At 68.6% G+C, this 14,500-nt stretch carries 15 protein-coding genes; 10 read left to right on the top strand and 5 right to left on the bottom strand.

Features of this window, described 5'->3' with window-relative positions; genetic code table 11:
* The first annotated feature begins 1 nt into the window (after window position 1).
* Complete coding sequence (locus BN1187_RS08010) at window positions 2–589, top strand: HhH-GPD-type base excision DNA repair protein (protein ID WP_040160717.1); 588 nt, start codon at window positions 2–4, stop codon at window positions 587–589.
* Window positions 590–677: 88 nt separating this feature from the next.
* On the top strand, window positions 678–968 hold the full coding sequence (locus BN1187_RS08015) for a putative quinol monooxygenase (protein ID WP_040160719.1): 291 nt from the start codon (window positions 678–680) through the stop codon (window positions 966–968).
* 150 nt (window positions 969–1,118) lie between these two features.
* Here BN1187_RS08015 and BN1187_RS08020 read toward each other — a convergent pair whose 3' ends face one another.
* Window positions 1,119–2,291 (bottom strand): globin domain-containing protein, encoded by a 1,173-nt coding sequence (locus BN1187_RS08020; RefSeq protein WP_040160721.1) that lies wholly within the window; start codon window positions 2,289–2,291, stop codon window positions 1,119–1,121.
* A gap of 205 nt (window positions 2,292–2,496) precedes the next feature.
* Here BN1187_RS08020 and BN1187_RS08025 point away from each other — a divergent pair, with 205 nt between their 5' ends.
* Window positions 2,497–4,872: an ATP-binding cassette domain-containing protein gene (locus BN1187_RS08025; protein WP_040160723.1), complete on the top strand. Its 2,376-nt coding sequence runs from the start codon at window positions 2,497–2,499 to the stop codon at window positions 4,870–4,872.
* Between the two features lie 29 nt (window positions 4,873–4,901).
* On the opposite strand, the gene BN1187_RS08030 is transcribed toward BN1187_RS08025, so the two are convergent.
* Together BN1187_RS08030 and BN1187_RS08035 are read right to left on the bottom strand one after the other, a co-directional pair.
* Window positions 4,902–5,546 carry a DUF1345 domain-containing protein gene (locus tag BN1187_RS08030; protein WP_040162668.1) on the bottom strand — a complete coding sequence of 215 codons (645 nt, stop codon included), beginning with the start codon at window positions 5,544–5,546 and terminating at the stop codon, window positions 4,902–4,904.
* A 133-nt stretch (window positions 5,547–5,679) separates the two neighbouring features.
* Window positions 5,680–8,931 carry an amidohydrolase family protein gene (locus BN1187_RS08035; RefSeq protein WP_218184609.1) on the bottom strand — a complete coding sequence of 1,084 codons (3,252 nt, stop codon included), beginning with the start codon at window positions 8,929–8,931 and terminating at the stop codon, window positions 5,680–5,682.
* Window positions 8,932–9,092: 161 nt separating this feature from the next.
* On the opposite strand from BN1187_RS08035, the gene BN1187_RS08040 reads away from it, so the two are divergent.
* Window positions 9,093–10,271 (top strand): S53 family peptidase, encoded by a 1,179-nt coding sequence (locus tag BN1187_RS08040; protein WP_052462502.1) that lies wholly within the window; start codon window positions 9,093–9,095, stop codon window positions 10,269–10,271.
* Between the two features lie 16 nt (window positions 10,272–10,287).
* On the opposite strand, the gene BN1187_RS08045 is transcribed toward BN1187_RS08040, so the two are convergent.
* Complete coding sequence (locus BN1187_RS08045) at window positions 10,288–11,037, bottom strand: hypothetical protein (protein WP_235750640.1); 750 nt, start codon at window positions 11,035–11,037, stop codon at window positions 10,288–10,290.
* A 256-nt stretch (window positions 11,038–11,293) separates the two neighbouring features.
* Here BN1187_RS08045 and BN1187_RS08050 point away from each other — a divergent pair, with 256 nt between their 5' ends.
* From BN1187_RS08050 to BN1187_RS15215, 6 genes are all read left to right on the top strand, one after another.
* Window positions 11,294–12,193, top strand: a complete 900-nt coding sequence (locus BN1187_RS08050; RefSeq protein ID WP_052462503.1) for a glycerophosphodiester phosphodiesterase family protein — start codon at window positions 11,294–11,296, stop codon at window positions 12,191–12,193.
* Window positions 12,194–12,208: 15 nt separating this feature from the next.
* A complete protein-coding gene (locus BN1187_RS15000; RefSeq protein ID WP_261795296.1) occupies window positions 12,209–12,343 on the top strand; it encodes a hypothetical protein in 135 nt (44 codons plus the stop codon).
* A gap of 125 nt (window positions 12,344–12,468) precedes the next feature.
* The gene (locus BN1187_RS08055) at window positions 12,469–12,780 is read left to right on the top strand and encodes a GNAT family N-acetyltransferase (protein ID WP_040160725.1); all 312 of its coding nucleotides are present in this window, start codon (window positions 12,469–12,471) and stop codon (window positions 12,778–12,780) included.
* 40 nt (window positions 12,781–12,820) lie between these two features.
* Window positions 12,821–13,051, top strand: a complete 231-nt coding sequence (relB, locus tag BN1187_RS08060; protein WP_040160727.1) for a type II toxin-antitoxin system RelB family antitoxin — start codon at window positions 12,821–12,823, stop codon at window positions 13,049–13,051.
* A complete protein-coding gene (locus BN1187_RS08065; protein WP_040160729.1) occupies window positions 13,048–13,314 on the top strand; it encodes a type II toxin-antitoxin system RelE family toxin in 267 nt (88 codons plus the stop codon). Before relB ends, BN1187_RS08065 begins: the two co-directional genes overlap by 4 nt.
* Window positions 13,315–13,460: 146 nt before the next feature.
* Window positions 13,461–13,664, top strand: a complete 204-nt coding sequence (locus BN1187_RS15215) for a helix-turn-helix domain-containing protein (protein ID WP_082034603.1) — start codon at window positions 13,461–13,463, stop codon at window positions 13,662–13,664.
* Window positions 13,665–13,879: 215 nt separating this feature from the next.
* On the opposite strand, the gene BN1187_RS14305 is transcribed toward BN1187_RS15215, so the two are convergent.
* Window positions 13,880–14,350 carry a helix-turn-helix domain-containing protein gene (locus tag BN1187_RS14305; RefSeq protein WP_218184611.1) on the bottom strand — a complete coding sequence of 157 codons (471 nt, stop codon included), beginning with the start codon at window positions 14,348–14,350 and terminating at the stop codon, window positions 13,880–13,882.
* Between the last annotated feature and the right edge of the window lie 150 nt (window positions 14,351–14,500).

Raw genomic sequence — 14,500 nt, forward strand, 5'->3', positions numbered from 1 at the left:
CATGAGCCGCACGATGTATCTCACGGGTGATGAGGACGCCGACCGCCTCCTCGCCGAGGACGCGAACGCCCTGTTGATCGGCATGCTGCTCGACCAGCAGGTGCCGATGGAAAAGGCGTTCCGCGGGCCCGCCGTCCTCGCCGAAAGGTTGGGCGGCACTCTGGACGTCCGGAAGATCGCCACGATGGACACGTCCGAGTTCGTCGAGTTGTGCTCGAAGCCGCCGGCGATCCACCGATTCCCGAAGTCGATGGGCGAGCGGGTGCAGAACCTGTGCCGCGTCCTGGTTGATGAGTGGGACGGCGACGCCGCCAACCTGTACGCCGCGGCGTCCACCGGCAAAGAGCTGAAGAAGCTGCTGCTGGCGCTCCCCGGATTCGGTGAGCAGAAGGCGAAGATCTTCGTCGCGCTGCTGGGCAAGCGCTGGCACGTCACGCCGGCCGGCTGGCGCGAGGCCGCCGGCGACTACGGGCTGGACGGCCACCGCTCGGTCGCCGACATCACGTCCGCCGAGTCGCTGCAGCAGGTGCGGGCATTCAAGAAGCAGGCCAAGGCGGCCGCGAGGGCAGAGAAGGCGTCCGGGAATTGAGCATCTGCCGTCGGCCGGCGAGGGGAGAGCGCCAGCCGGCCGGCCGTCCCGTTTGTCATCGGCCGAAACCGGCGAGGATGATGGGCCCATGCTCATCGTGCACTGCAACGTTCATGTCACCGACGACGGCGTCGACGCCTTCGCCAAGGCCAGCCTGGCCAACGCAGAAGCCAGCCGGACGGAGCCGGGCGTCGAGTTCTTCGACCTCATTCAGGCCAACGACGATCCTACGCGCTTCGTCCTAGTCGAGCACTACCGGGAGGATTCCGACCTGGACTTCCACAAGACTCAGGAGCACTACCTGAAGTGGCGCGAGGACGTCGCCGACCTGATGGCCGAGCCGCGGGTCACCGTGAAGTACCACCCGTACGGGGCCTGACCTTCGTAGCGATGCCCGCCCGGATCGTTCCGGGCGGGCATCACCGTCTTCACGGCCGCCGGGTCGCTCCGAGACCGGCGCGACGCGGCGTCCAGGGTGGGGGGCAGAGGTGTGGTGCGGCGGCCGGACGCTCAGGTCAGCGTCCGGCGATCAACCGACCGCGCCCTGCACCTGCCAGACGTCCGGGCCGAAGATCTCGTAGAAGATCCGCTCGGCCGGCACGTTCGCGGCCAGCAGTTGCTCGCGGGTGTGTTGGAGGAAGGGGAGCGGACCGCACAGGACGACGTTGGCGTCCTCGGGGATGTCCAGCTTGGTGACGTCGAGGAATCCGTCGAAGTCGCCGGTGCCGGGCTCCTCGAAAAACGTCTTCAAGGTGGCGTTCGGCAGGGCGTCCACGTCCGCCTTCATTTCGTCGGCGAGTGGCCAGGCGTCGGGGGAGTGGTCCGCGTGTACGACCAGCACCTCGCGCTGCGGGTTCTTCTCCTTCAGGGCGTCCAGCAGCGCGAGCATCGGGGTCACACCGATGCCCGCCGACATGGTGACCAGGGGGTTGTCGACGTCGCGCAGGATGAGGTCGCCGTACGGGTTCGACAGTTCGACGACGTCACCGACCTTCAGCGACGCGTGCAGGAGCGGCGTCACCTCACCCTTGGGATCGAGCTTGACCGCGAACCGGCGCTGCGAGGTCTGGGCGGGCAGCAGGGTGAACTGGCGAGGCTGCTTGATGCCGTCGCTGACGACGGTCTGGATCGAGACGTACTGCCCGGGAAGCGCCTGCGTGACGGGCGTGTCGTCGGCAGGCTCGAAGGTGAACACGACGACGTCGTGACCGGTCTCCTGGCGGTCGACCACCGTCCAGGGAGCGAACATCTTGTCGTTGGCCTGGGACGCGTAGAGGCCCTTCTCCATGCGGATCAGCGCGTGGGCCATCAGCCAGTAGACCTCGGTCCAGGCCTCGACGACCTCCGGCGTGGCGGCGTCCCCCAGGTCGTCGGCGATCGCCGCGAAGAGGTGCTCGTAGACGGTCGGGTACTCGTCCTCCTGCAGCCCCAGCGCCGCGTGCTTGTTCGCGATGCGGGACAGTACCGCGTCCGGGTAGCTGTCGGGATGGTTGAGCAGGTGGACGGCGAAGTTCACGATCGAGCCCGCCAGGGCGCGCGGCTGCTCGCCCGACTTCTGGTTCGACCGGCTGAACATGCCGTCCAGCAGGTCGGGGCGTGCCGTGAACATGCGGCGGTAGAACAGCGGGGTGATGTGCGGGATGCGTTCGGCGATGACGGGCGCGGTCGCCTCGATCACCGGGCGAGACTTCTCAGACAGCATCGGCGATGCCTTTCTCTAGTAGGAGGTGTAGAAAACACTACTGCCTCCGGTACGAGTGCAGCACCTCGCGCAGGCGCCGGTACGCCGCGGACGACGGGAGCAAACACGAGTGCTGCGTGCGGGTTTTGTCAGCTGGACCTGTCACACTCGTGCGTGCACCGGCGACGAGTGTCGCGGGACGCCGGCGGGCGGCGGAGGGAGAGTCATGGCACGGGGCAGCATCGAGGCGGTCGCGGACAGCCACAACCTGATCAGGGTCATCGGCGCGCGCGAGAACAACCTGCGCGACGTCAGCGTCGACCTGCCGAAGCGGCGCCTCACGGTCTTCACCGGCGTCTCCGGTTCGGGCAAGAGCTCGCTGGTGTTCGCGACGATCGCCGCGGAGTCGCAGCGGATGATCAACGAGACCTACCCGGCGTTCCTGCAAGGTTTCATGGCGTCGACCAATCGGCCCGACGTGGACGTGCTCGAGGGCCTGACGACGGCGATCATCGTCGACCAGGAGCGCATGGGCGCCAACCCGCGCTCCACCGTCGGCACCGCGACGGACGCCAACGCGCTGCTGCGCATCCTGTTCAGCCGCCTCGGCGACCCGCACATCGGCGGCCCGAAGGCCTACGCGTTCAACGTGCCGTCGGTGCAGGGCGGCGGCGCGATCACGGTCAAGCGCGGCCACACCATGGCGGTCAAGAAGACGTTCAACGTGGTCGGCGGTATGTGCCCGCGGTGCGAGGGCATGGGGAACGTCACCGACATCGACCTGACGCAGCTCTACGACGACTCCAAGTCGCTGGAGGAGGGCGCGCTCACCATCCCGGGCTACAACCAGGGCGGCTGGAACATGCGCCTCTACAAGGAGTCCGGCTTCGTCGACCCGAACAAGCCGATCGGCACGTACACCAAGCGCGAGCTCAACGACTTCCTGTACAAGGAGCCGACGCGCATGAAGATCGCCGGCATCAACATGACCTACGAGGGGCTGATCCTGCGGCTCCAGAAATCGATGCTGAGTAAGGATCGCGAGGCCATGCAGCCGCACATCCGCGCGTTCGTCGATCGGGCCGTGACGTTCACCATCTGCCCCGAGTGCGACGGCACCCGCCTCGCTGAGGGCGCGCGGACGTCCACAATCGCCGGCATCAGCATCGCGGACGCCTGCAGCATGCAGATCAGCGACCTCGCCACGTGGGTGCGCGGGCTGGACGAGCCGTCCGTCGGGCCGCTCCTGCAGACGTTGTCGGACACGCTCGACAACTTCGTGAAGATCGGGCTGGGCTACCTGTCGCTGAATCGACCGGCGGGGTCGCTGTCGGGCGGCGAGTCGCAGCGCACGAAGATGATCCGGCACCTCGGGTCGGCGCTCACCGACGTCACCTACGTCTTCGACGAGCCGTCGATCGGGCTGCATCCGCACGACATCCAGCGCATGAACGAGCTGCTTCTGCAACTGCGCGACAAGGGCAACACCGTTCTGGTCGTCGAGCACAAGCCCGAGGTCATCGCCATCGCCGACCATGTCGTCGACCTCGGGCCGGGCGCCGGGTCGGCCGGCGGCGCGGTCTGCTTCGAGGGCGACGTCGAGGGGTTGCGGACGTCCGACACGCGCACCGGCCAGCACCTGGACGACCGGGCACGGCTCAAGGACGACGTCCGCACACCCCACGGCGTCCTTGAGGTGCGCGGAGCGAACGAGAACAACCTGAAGGACGTCGACGTCGACATCCCGCTCGGCGTGCTGACGGTGCTGACCGGGGTGGCCGGCTCTGGAAAGAGCTCGCTGATCAGCGGTTCGGTGGCGGGACGCGACGACGTCGTGGCGATCGATCAGAGCCCCATCGGCGGGTCGCGGCGCAGCAACCCGGCGACGTACACGGGCCTGCTCGAGCCGATCCGCAAGGCGTTCGCCAAGGCCAACGGGGTGAAGCCGGCGCTGTTCAGCGCGAACTCCGAGGGCGCGTGCCCCACCTGCAACGGCAACGGCGTCATCTACACCGACCTCGGCATGATGACCGGCGTCACCAGCGTGTGCGAAGACTGCGATGGCAAGCGGTTCCAGCCCGCCGTGCTGGAGTACCACTTCGGCGGCAAAGACATCAGTGAAGTGCTGGCCATGGCCGTCACAGACGCCCTGGCGTTCTTCGCCGACGGGGAGGCGAAGCTGCCTGCCGCGCACACGATCCTGAAGCGGCTGGACGACGTGGGCCTCGGTTATCTGAGCCTGGGCCAACCGCTCACCACGTTGTCCGGCGGCGAACGGCAGCGGCTCAAGCTGGCCAGCCGCATGGGGGAGAAGGGCAGCATCTACGTCCTCGACGAGCCCACCACGGGTCTGCACCTGGCCGACGTCGAACAGCTTCTGGGCCTGCTCGATCATCTGGTCGACGCCGGCCGCTCGGTGATCGTGATCGAGCACCATCAGGCGGTGATGGCGCACGCGGACTGGATCATCGATCTGGGCCCCGGGGCCGGGCACGAAGGCGGCCGCGTCGTCTTCGAGGGGACGCCCGCCGACCTGGTCGCCGACCGCAGCACCCTTACCGGGCAGCACCTCGCCGAGTACGTGGGGGCCTCAGTTCGGTGAGCTTCACCGAGGATCCCGAAGAGCCCGCGTCAGTGGCCTCCCCCTGAGGAGGCCAGCTGGGCCACCAAGTTGATCGTGGACGCGATCACCACTGCCCCGAGGGCGTAGCTGAGCAGGCTGTGCCGCAGCACCGCCCGACGGATGCGGCGCGTCTTCAAGTCGGTGTCGGAGACCTGGTACGTCATGCCGAGGGTGAAGGCGAGGTAGGCGAAGTCCTGGTAGTCAGGCTGGTCGTCCCCGAAGTCGATGGGCTTCGCCTCGGCGTCCTGGTAGTACAGGTCGGCGTACCGCGTGGTGTAGATGACGTGGATGAGCATCCAGGAGGACGCCACCGCGGACGTCCCGACGAGCGCCTCCCACGGGATCGGCCCCTGGGAGGAGCTGGCCTGCAACAGGACGCCGACGCCGGCCACGCTCGCCAGAGCCGCAAGGGTAAGGACGAGGTTGGTCCCGTGACGCCCCGCCTCCTCGGTGATGGCGTGCTCCTTCGTCTGGTCGGGGGGCATCTTCGCCAGCGCGTGCCAGGTCACCGCGCAGTAGGTGAGCGCGAGCACCGTCCAGGCGGCGACGATGGCGAGGACGACTCCGCCACCGCCCCACAGCACCAAGGGCAGCGTCACGGCACCCGCGACCAGAGCCGTGAGGAGCCGCGACACGGCTTGACGGTGGTTCATCCGCATCATCTCCGATCAGATCGTCGCCAAGCATGGCCCTGCGAGGATCCGATCGCCACTCCTGGGCATCCGCCTGATCAGACAACGGGGGGGTTGGGCACAGCTCGTGCGCTGCCCAACCGCCCCGGACACGTCAGTGGTCGCAGCAAGACCTCCGGGCGGCGGCGAGGACGGAAGGCTCGTTCCACCAGAACTCCAGGGAGCTCGGATGCGTCGGAACGGCCGGCCGGACGCGGCTGGGCCGTCCGTTGGTCACGGACGAGGTCCCGGTGACGCGCTGGCCCCCACCGGAGGCGGGTGAGGCGCCGGCGTCCAGGTACGGCTTCATCAGGTCCGCAGGGGTGTGTACCCGCCCACCGACCACCGTGTGGGTGACGTTGGCCGCGTCCTCGATGCGGGCCAGTGGGTCGCCATCGACGACGACGATGTCCGCGAGCTTGCCGGCGGCGATGCGGCCCAACGGCTGCCCGAGGAAGTCGGCGGTCGCGCTCGTCGCCGTGACCAGCGCCGCGTGCGGCGACATGCCGAACCGCACCATCGCCCGCAGGTTCATGTGCAGGCTGATCGCGACGTGGTCGATGGGGGCGTCGGTCCCGCTGACGACGTTGCCGCCCTTCGCCAGCATCGCGCGGATCTGCTTGACCTGGTTCTCGAGCTTGACGAGCTGGGCGGGCTGGGTCGGTCCGTTCGCTGTCTGCACGCTCGTGTTGAGGGCCGCCCGCCGCCACGAGGGATAGAGCGTCCGCGTCCGCTCGTCGGTGACCAGGGAGGTGTCGGTCCGGTAGAGCGCGCTGGCGTCGAAGAGCGTGGGCGTCCGGCGCATGCCCGAGCGAACGAACATGTCGATGACGTCGTCGTAGGCCGTCCCGACGTTGGTGATCGTGCGGCTGTACCCGAACCGGTTGGTCGCCCCGATGTGCTCGGTCTGGTCGGCCCCGAACGCCATCGGCGGGTAGTGGTAGTGCGACGTGATCGCGACGCCGTGGCGGTGGCTCCACTGCGTCGCGACCTTGTGCCACCGCACGGGCAACCGGACGTAGGCCTTGATGAGGTCGTACTGCAGGGCGCCCGCCCGGTCGAGCTCGAGGCGCAGTTGCCGGTCGCTGTAGGTCGGCCGCATGAAGTTGTAGTAGATCCGCGGGCCGTCCACCGCCTCGCCCGTGGCCAGGTAGCGCGGCCCGACGCGAAGCCCCGCCTGGATGGCCTCTCGCTCTTCGCACATGTGGTAGGCCGGGCTGCCCGGGGAGCGGGTGAGCGTGATGCCGTACGCCAGCCAGAGGCGGCCCTGCCGGTTGCCGTAGGCGTAGCCGGCCATCTCTCGGTGGTGGTGGATGTCGATCAGGCCTGGCATGACGAACTTGCCGGACGCGTCGATACGCCGCGCTGCCGGACGGTTGTCGCGGTGCGGCTCCACGGCGACGATCTTCTGCCCGCGGACAACGACGTCGACGTCGCGGCGCACCTGCCGCGAGACCCCGTCCCACATCCGGCCTGCGTGGATGACGAGGTCCCCGGAACCCTTCTGCTGCTCGCCCCCGTGGTTGGTCCAGGTCAGCGGCACCTTCCAGGTGCGGGCGCCGCGGCCGTCCGCGCGGATGGTGCGCAGGCGTCCGTTCGAGAGGTAGGCGATGGTGGCCGAGTCGCCCGCCCAGCTCGGGGCGTCGCTGACCTCGTCGGTGATCTGGCGCGGGGCCCCTCGCATCGTCCCGTCGGACGCCACGTCGGCCACCCACAGCACGCTGCCGAGCGCGAACACGATCTTCGTGCCGTCCGGGGACCAGACGGGCCCGTCGTCGCCGCGAGTCTGCAGCGACCGGTTGGGGATCGCCTCGACGTAGCGCGCCGCGCCGGTCTGCCGGTCGACGAACAGCAGGGTGCTCAGGCCTTCGCGGTACCGCTTCGAGTACGGCTTCACGGCGGCCAGCGCGATCGTGCGGCCGTCCTTGCTCCAGGTGGGACGGCCCGGCTCGAACGTCGCCTCGAAGACCCGCTGGATGTCACCGGTTGCGACCTCGACGGTCCACAGCGCGCCGGTCTCGTCGAGGAAGGCGATCTCGCGGCCGTCCGGCGACCAGCGGGCCGAGAGTGCGGCACGCTCGGTCATCGCGGTGACCTGGGTGTCCTTGCCGGTGGCCAGATCACGGACCCAGACGTTCAGCGTCCCGGAACGGTCGGTGCAGTAGGCGAGCTTGGTGCCATCGCGCGAGAAGTCGGGGTCGCAATACCACCAGGTGGTGTCCTTGAACAGCGCTTTGGGGGTCCCGCCGAGCGGCATGATCCACAGGTCGCCGAGCGCCCGGAAGGCGACGGACTTGCCGTCGGGGGAGAGCACCGGGCTGCCGATGCCGATGACCTGGCGGTTCCCGGTGCCGGCCAGGTCGCGCGGACGCTTGCGGTAGCGCGCGGGCTGCACCGACAGCGCCGCGGAGAACCCGATCGCCCGGGCCTGGCCGGTCGCCGGCCCCGACGCGGGAAGGCTGCGCTCGCGGACGCGCCCGCCGGCGGTGTAGAGGAACCGGCCGTCGGCGCGGAAGCTCACCCGGAAGGGGAAGGGCTCCTCGCCCTGGACGAGGGGAGCGGCGCCCCCCATGAGGACGTTCTCGCCGTTGCGGAACAGGTGGTAGACGACATCCTTGCCGTCAGGGGTGAACTCGGGCTGGTGGATCTCCTCGGTGTCGCCGGCGCGCACCAGCGTCTGCCGGGCGGCGGTCGCCACGGTGACGACGTCGATCCGGGTCTTGTCCACGACGAACGCGACGCGCTTGCCGTCCGGCGACCAGGCGGGCTCGTACTCCTCGGCGTCCGTCTGAGCGAGGACGGCGATGCGCCCCGTCCGGACGTCGTAGGTGTAGATGCCGTAGCTGCCGCGGACGTCGGAGGAGAAGACGAGGGTGCGGCCGTCCGGGGACCAGCGCGGTTCGCGGTGGTCGGCAGGGCCCGATGTGAGCCGGCGCTTGCCGGATCCGTCGGGGCGGATCACCCACAGGTCGAAGTTGCCCTCCCGGTAGCCCTGGTAGGCGATCAGCGAGCCGTCGGGTGACCAGTCGGGCTGGGCGATGTCGTCGAGGTCGCTCGTCAACCGGCGGAGCGCGCCGCCCGAGGACGACCCGACCCACAGCACGCCGAGCAGGTCGAGCGCGATCTGGCGGCCGTCCGGGCTGATGCGGACGCCGAAATCGGTTCCGGAGCCGAGGCGTACGTCGGCGTCCGGGACGTGGGGGGCCGCGGTCGCCGACACCGGGATCGTGACGTCGAGACCGGCGGCGAGGGTGACGGCGCCGGCTCCGGCGAGCACGGTGCGGCGGGACAGTCCGTGGGGGTTCTGGAGTACGGGGGTCTGATCAGCGGAAGCGGGGTCGGGCATGCGGACATCGAGGCTCGTCATTCAGGGCTCCTGGCTTCGTTGCGGAGGGATGAGCGGAGTCTTCCTCACCGGTCCCGCGTCCGGCAAGACCCGGCCCGCCGGGGATGGGTCCGCGCTGTTCAGTCGCTGAGAGGACGCCTCGTCGCTCCTGGGCGCGACGATGTGCCGGGACCCGGGCCGGCGTGGACGCCTCGTTCACCCCGAACGAGGTCGCCGACTTATACGGCTGGCCGGCCGGCGATGGACGCGGGCAGACGATCGCGCTCATCGAGTTGGGCGGCGGTTTCGCCGACAGCGACCTCACGGCGTACTTCGGCTCCCTCAACCTTCCGACGCCCAGCGTGCGCGCCGTCGGCGTCGACGGGGCCGGCAACGTGCCCGGCCAGGATCCGCGGGGCGCGGACGGTGAGGTGCTGCTCGACATCGAGGTCGCCGGAGCCGTCGCCCCCGGCGCGCAGCAGGTGGTCTACTTCGCGCCGAACACCGACGCCGGATTCCTCGACGCCATCACCACCGCCACGCATCAGACACCCGCGCCGGCGGCCCTCAGCATCAGCTGGGGCCTCTCCGAGGACCAGTGGACGCCCCAGGCGCGCAACGCCATGGGTCAGGCCTTCGCGGACGCGGCGGCGCTGGGGATCTCGGTGACCTGCGCCGCCGGCGACAACGGGTTCGGTGATCAGGACTCCAGCCGGAATGCCCGGGGCACGACGACCCACTGCGACTTCCCGGCGTCTTCGCCCCACGTCATCGCCTGCGGCGGGACGCGATTGAGTGTCTCCGCCGGCGCGATCATCGAGACCGTCTGGAACAACGCGACCGGCGGGGGCATCAGCGACGTCTTTCCGGTGCCGTCCTGGCAGGCCGCGGCGCTCACGCAGTCGGGGGTGACCGCCCGGTCCGAGGTGAGCGCCCAGTCTGACATGGATGCACAGGCCGAGGTGAGCGCCCAGTCCCACGTGGATGCCCGGTCCGAGGTGAGCGCCCAGGCGCGGCGCAAGCGGAAGCCCGCCCCGCCGCCCGCGGACCCCGTAGCCAGCGGCAGGGGAGTGCCCGATGTCGCGGGCAACGCCGACCCCGCGACCGGCTACCAGGTGCTCGTCGACGGCACGAAGACCGTCATCGGCGGCACGTCCGCGGTCGCCCCGCTCTATGCGGGCCTCGTCGCGCGGCTCAACCAGAACAGCGGCGGACGCGTCGGGCTCGGGACGCCCGCCTGGTACGCCACGGCCGCCGCACAGCGCCCGGCCGCAGGATTCCGCGACATCGTCGACGGGGACAACGGCGCCTACCAGGCCGGTCCGGGCTGGGACGCCTGCACCGGGCTCGGCGTCGCGGACGGCACCATCAAGCCGGCCTGACGCCGAAGCTGCCTGGTCAGCCGCCGGACAGCGAGCCGACGGCGCGGGCCACGAGCAGCAGCGAAGTCAGCAGCGCGGCCGTGGCCTGGGTGCCCATGAGCAGCTTGGCGCGGGTCGACAGCGGCATCGTGTCGGTGGGGCTGAAGGCGCTGGAGTTGGTCAGAGACATGTAGAAATAGTCGATGAACTGGGGCATCCAGTCGGCTTCGCTGCTGGCTCCGTCCTTCACCTCGCCGACGGTGTCCCGGTTCTCGTCCTGGGAGAACCGCCAGTCCGCGAGGGGGATCTTCTGGCGCTCTTCGCGCCGCCGCATCACCGGGCCGCCGCGGTCCAGCTCCCAGTACAACAGGGCGAAGCCGATCACGTTGGTGGCCCATACCTGCATCGCCCCGATGAGCATGGAGGCGCCGCTCGCGTCCGTCCCCATCTGGGCCACCAGAAGGACCAACGCGACCAGGTTCGTCCCGATGACCAGCAGGGACAGCACGATGGACGCAGCCCGCGACCACCGGCTCTGCCGGGTCATCCGCCACGGGTTGGTGCACAGCATCGCGATGAGCAGGACGGCCTCGACGGCCGGGATGACGATGCGCGGCCCGACCAGCAGCGACTCCGGCATGAGGGCGTACACGATGATGGCGCAGATCGCCGCGATCGCCGGGGGCCAGCGATTCTCGCCCTGAGCCGAGCGGCGTCCGTCGCGCGCCCCACCCAGCCCGGGGGAGCGGCGCGACGAATCCGGGGGGTCTGCCTCGTCCGTGGCCATCGTTTGCGCCTCCTCCGTCCCGAGCCGCACGGCTCGCGCGCCAAGAATGGCACAACGTTTGGCGATCCCGGATCACCTGGAGGCGTCCCCGGGCCGAGTCGTTACGGACGGCACGAGCGTGGCCGGAGTGGCTCTGGCTACCGGCGTGTGGCACCAAGAGATTCATCCGGCGGACGCCGTCCGTAGGATCGACGTTAAACGGGCCGAGAGAGGTTGTGGCGTCACCTGTTTCTTCGACTTAGGAGTAGTTCTCGCGATGACCGACATCTCTCGCCGTTCTGCCCTCATCGGCCTCGGCGGTGGGGCACTGGCCGCAGCTGCGACCGCCGCCCTGCCGACGACGGCCCAGGCCGCCCTCAAACCGGCTCCCGCCCACACCGGCGAGACGATCGTCGTCCCGACCCCCGGTCCGGCCAAGTTCGGCCTGCGTTTCGACTGTCCTGAGGAGCTCGCCGCCTACACCCGCTACGACTACCTGACCGCGCACCAGCCGCTGCTCATCGGCCACCGCGGCGGCTATTACCCCGACGGTCCCTGGCCCGAGTCGGCCCTGGAGTCCATGCAGAACATCCTCGCCACGCGCGGCAGCGTCTTCGTCGAGATGGACATGCGCATGACCAAGGACGGCAGGTGCATCAACATGCACGACGACACCATCGACCGCGAGACGACGGGCAAGGGCAAGATGTCCACCCTCGAGGCGTACGTCCTCGACCAGCGCCTGGTCAACGCGCAGGGCAAGACCACGCAGCTGCGTCCCCGCCTCGTCCAGGACATCTTCGAGTGGGCCAAGCGTGTCGACGCGGTCCTGTGGGTCGACATCAAGGACGCGACCCCCGAGTACGTCGTCCGTCAGATCCGCGAGTACGAATTGGAGTCGCAGGTCGTGCTCAGCGCCTACGGCGCGAAGAACGTCGCGCGTTTCAGGCAACTCGCTCCCGAGTGCGTCTACTTCATCCCGACCGATCCGGGCAGCCTTCCGACGGTCCAGTCCATCAAGAGTGCGGCACGGATCGGCAAAGTCATTGGCTTCGCCGGTTGGTACCTGCCGGATATGAGGGACTCCCTGACGATGCAGGACGACTGGAACGCGCCGATGCAGCTCGAGATGAATCGCTACGACCATAATCTGCACAACGATGAGCTCGACGGTTGATACTACACCCGGGCGGTGGAGACCGGCTTCCGCATCTTGTGCACCAATCACTACCCCGAGGTCAGCGACATTCTCGGCATCAAGGGCTGGGCACCCAAGGCTCCGCTGCATCGCGGACATCGCGGACGCCGCCGCCACCACGGCCACTGAGGCCAGGCGCACCTGCCATAGGGGGCGTCGACGTGAGCTGGCGCCCCCCACCGGGGCCGCTCATCGACGGCTGCTGACGCAGCTGCGCTCCAGCGATGCGGAGCGACCGCTAGTACTGTCGCCGCGTGACTGACATCACGGTGGTGAAGCTTCCCGAGAAGAACCGCTACGAGGCTCTGCTCGACGGCAATCTGGCCGGCTATGCCGACTACATGGAGACCGACGAGTTGATCATCTTCACCCACACCGAGGTCGAGCCGGAGTACGAGGGCCGCGGCGTGGGTGGTGCGCTGGCGCGCTTCTCCCTCGACGAGGTGAAGGCGACCGGCACGAAGAAGGTCATGCCGCTGGGCCCCTTCTACAACGGCTACATGGCCAAGCACGCCGAGTACCAGCCACTCGCGTTCAACGCGAAACCCTCCAACGTCACCGATTGACCACTGGTGGTCCGGCGAGTGGCTCAGGTAGCCTGTAAACATGTCTACAGCTGTGGTGAGCGTCCGCCTGGACGATGAGATGAAGAGTCGACTGGATGCTCTGAGCGCTGCCACCGGACGCCCGGCTGCCTTCTACGTGCGCCAGGCCTTGCTGGAGCACCTCGATAAGTTGGAGTACGCCTACGCGATCACCGGCGAGGCTGAGGCGATCCGTCGTGGCGAGATCGAGACGATCTCCAGCGAGGATCTTGCCGCCGAGCTGTTCGGATGACCTGGAGCGTCCGGTACGCTCCGCGCGCCGCGAAGGCGATGCGCAAGCTCGACAAGCCCGTGGCCCGTCGGGTGTTCGACGGGGTTGAGCGGTTGGGCACCCTGGAAGATCCGACGGGTCCGTGCAAGGCGTTGTCGGGGCCGTTGGCCGGACTTTGGCGCCTGCCTGTTGGCGACTACCGGGTCGTCCTCGACATCCGTCGAAGCGAGGTCGTCATCGTCGCACTCGACGTTGGCCACCGGTCCAGGGTCTACGACGACTGACCGCGCGCTCTTGCTTATCGTGGGATAGTCAACCGCCCGCGACCAGCAGAGTGACAGGGTTTGGCAGAGTTGTGCCGCCAAGCCTGCCGCATCGACTTCCGCGTGTCCGATAATGTGCATTATGACAGAGCCAGTTCAGCCCAGCCCTGCCCTGTTCCGCTGCAGCGGAACTCGCCGCTGTTCTCGGCTTGACGCGCGTCACGGTGTCACGGGCGATCGGCGAACTGCGCCGCGTGGGGGTCTTTGGCCCTGCGGTGCCCGGACGGCTGGACCTGCTTGCCCGCAGACTCCTAGACGAGCCGGCGGCAGAATTGCCAACACGCTTGTCAACGAACCGAACCGCGGATTGACAACCAAGTTGTCAACCACCTAGCCAAGGCCAGGTCCGACCCAAGAAGGCTGTCAACGTACAATGTACGTTCCGCATCATGTGTCAAGCTCGGGCCATGGACGATGCCTGGAAGCTGGATCGAGTGGGCTCCGCGCTCCGGGGGACCAATCCCACTGTGCTAAAGCGACTCCGTGCCGGCTTCGCCGTCATCGGCGACGTCCAGCACTTCCCCGGCTACTGCGTGCTGATCACTGATGATCCACACGCAATGACCCTCAACGATCTAACACGCGCGGAGATCGGCTTGTCGGGTTGGGTGCGGAGCACCAGCCGGGCTCTTTCGAGGCGCAGTGTGCGTAGACGCCCCATGACCGACTCGCCGGTTTCTTCGAACAGGCGGAGCAGGGTTCCGCGGGTCTGGAACAGGAAGTAAAGGTAGTCCTGCTCATCGTGGGCTTGGGCGATATCGCTGCGGGAGCGCCTGACCTCCTCGGCCCTGGCCCGTTTGGTGGACAGGCGGAAGTCGGCGTACTGGCCCAGTCGGATCTCTCCGCCGAATCCGGCACCGACGGGATCGGTCCGAACTGAGACGCACGCTTCCCGGCGGACCTGGCGCCAGTAGTCGACCTCGTCGCCCCGTGGGGCGTTCCGAGTCGAGAAGGACGTTAGGCGCGGCAGCGAGGTGCTCTCCTGTCCCATGATCACGCCCCTGCTCGCTGGTCCGTGCTGGTGTGCTCTTCCATACCGGTCTGGCCTACCAGAGTACGACGCCGGCCCTCGCCCGGATCGGCATCGAGAACCGATCCGTGCAGAGAGCCGGCCCGCGACCGCCGCTGAGGCGATGGTCACGGGCCG

This window comes from Nigerium massiliense, assembly GCF_000826085.1.
GTDB classification, from domain to species: Bacteria; Actinomycetota; Actinomycetes; order Propionibacteriales; family Propionibacteriaceae; genus Propioniciclava; species Propioniciclava massiliense.

What these genes read in the sequence shown, in the direction of transcription:
- BN1187_RS08020 (WP_040160721.1), bottom strand. Translation starts at nt 2,291, where the DNA reads ATGCTGTCTGAGAAGTCTCGCCCGGTGATCGAGGCGACCGCGCCCGTC.
- BN1187_RS08015 (WP_040160719.1), top strand. Translation starts at nt 678, where the DNA reads ATGCTCATCGTGCACTGCAACGTTCATGTCACCGACGACGGCGTCGAC.
- BN1187_RS08050 (WP_052462503.1), top strand. Translation starts at nt 11,294, where the DNA reads ATGACCGACATCTCTCGCCGTTCTGCCCTCATCGGCCTCGGCGGTGGG.
- BN1187_RS08030 (WP_040162668.1), bottom strand. Translation starts at nt 5,546, where the DNA reads ATGAACCACCGTCAAGCCGTGTCGCGGCTCCTCACGGCTCTGGTCGCG.
- BN1187_RS08065 (WP_040160729.1), top strand. Translation starts at nt 13,048, where the DNA reads ATGACCTGGAGCGTCCGGTACGCTCCGCGCGCCGCGAAGGCGATGCGC.
- BN1187_RS08025 (WP_040160723.1), top strand. Translation starts at nt 2,497, where the DNA reads ATGGCACGGGGCAGCATCGAGGCGGTCGCGGACAGCCACAACCTGATC.
- BN1187_RS08035 (WP_218184609.1), bottom strand. Translation starts at nt 8,931, where the DNA reads ATGACGAGCCTCGATGTCCGCATGCCCGACCCCGCTTCCGCTGATCAG.
- BN1187_RS08010 (WP_040160717.1), top strand. Translation starts at nt 2, where the DNA reads ATGAGCCGCACGATGTATCTCACGGGTGATGAGGACGCCGACCGCCTC.
- BN1187_RS08045 (WP_235750640.1), bottom strand. Translation starts at nt 11,037, where the DNA reads ATGGCCACGGACGAGGCAGACCCCCCGGATTCGTCGCGCCGCTCCCCC.
- relB (WP_040160727.1), top strand. Translation starts at nt 12,821, where the DNA reads ATGTCTACAGCTGTGGTGAGCGTCCGCCTGGACGATGAGATGAAGAGT.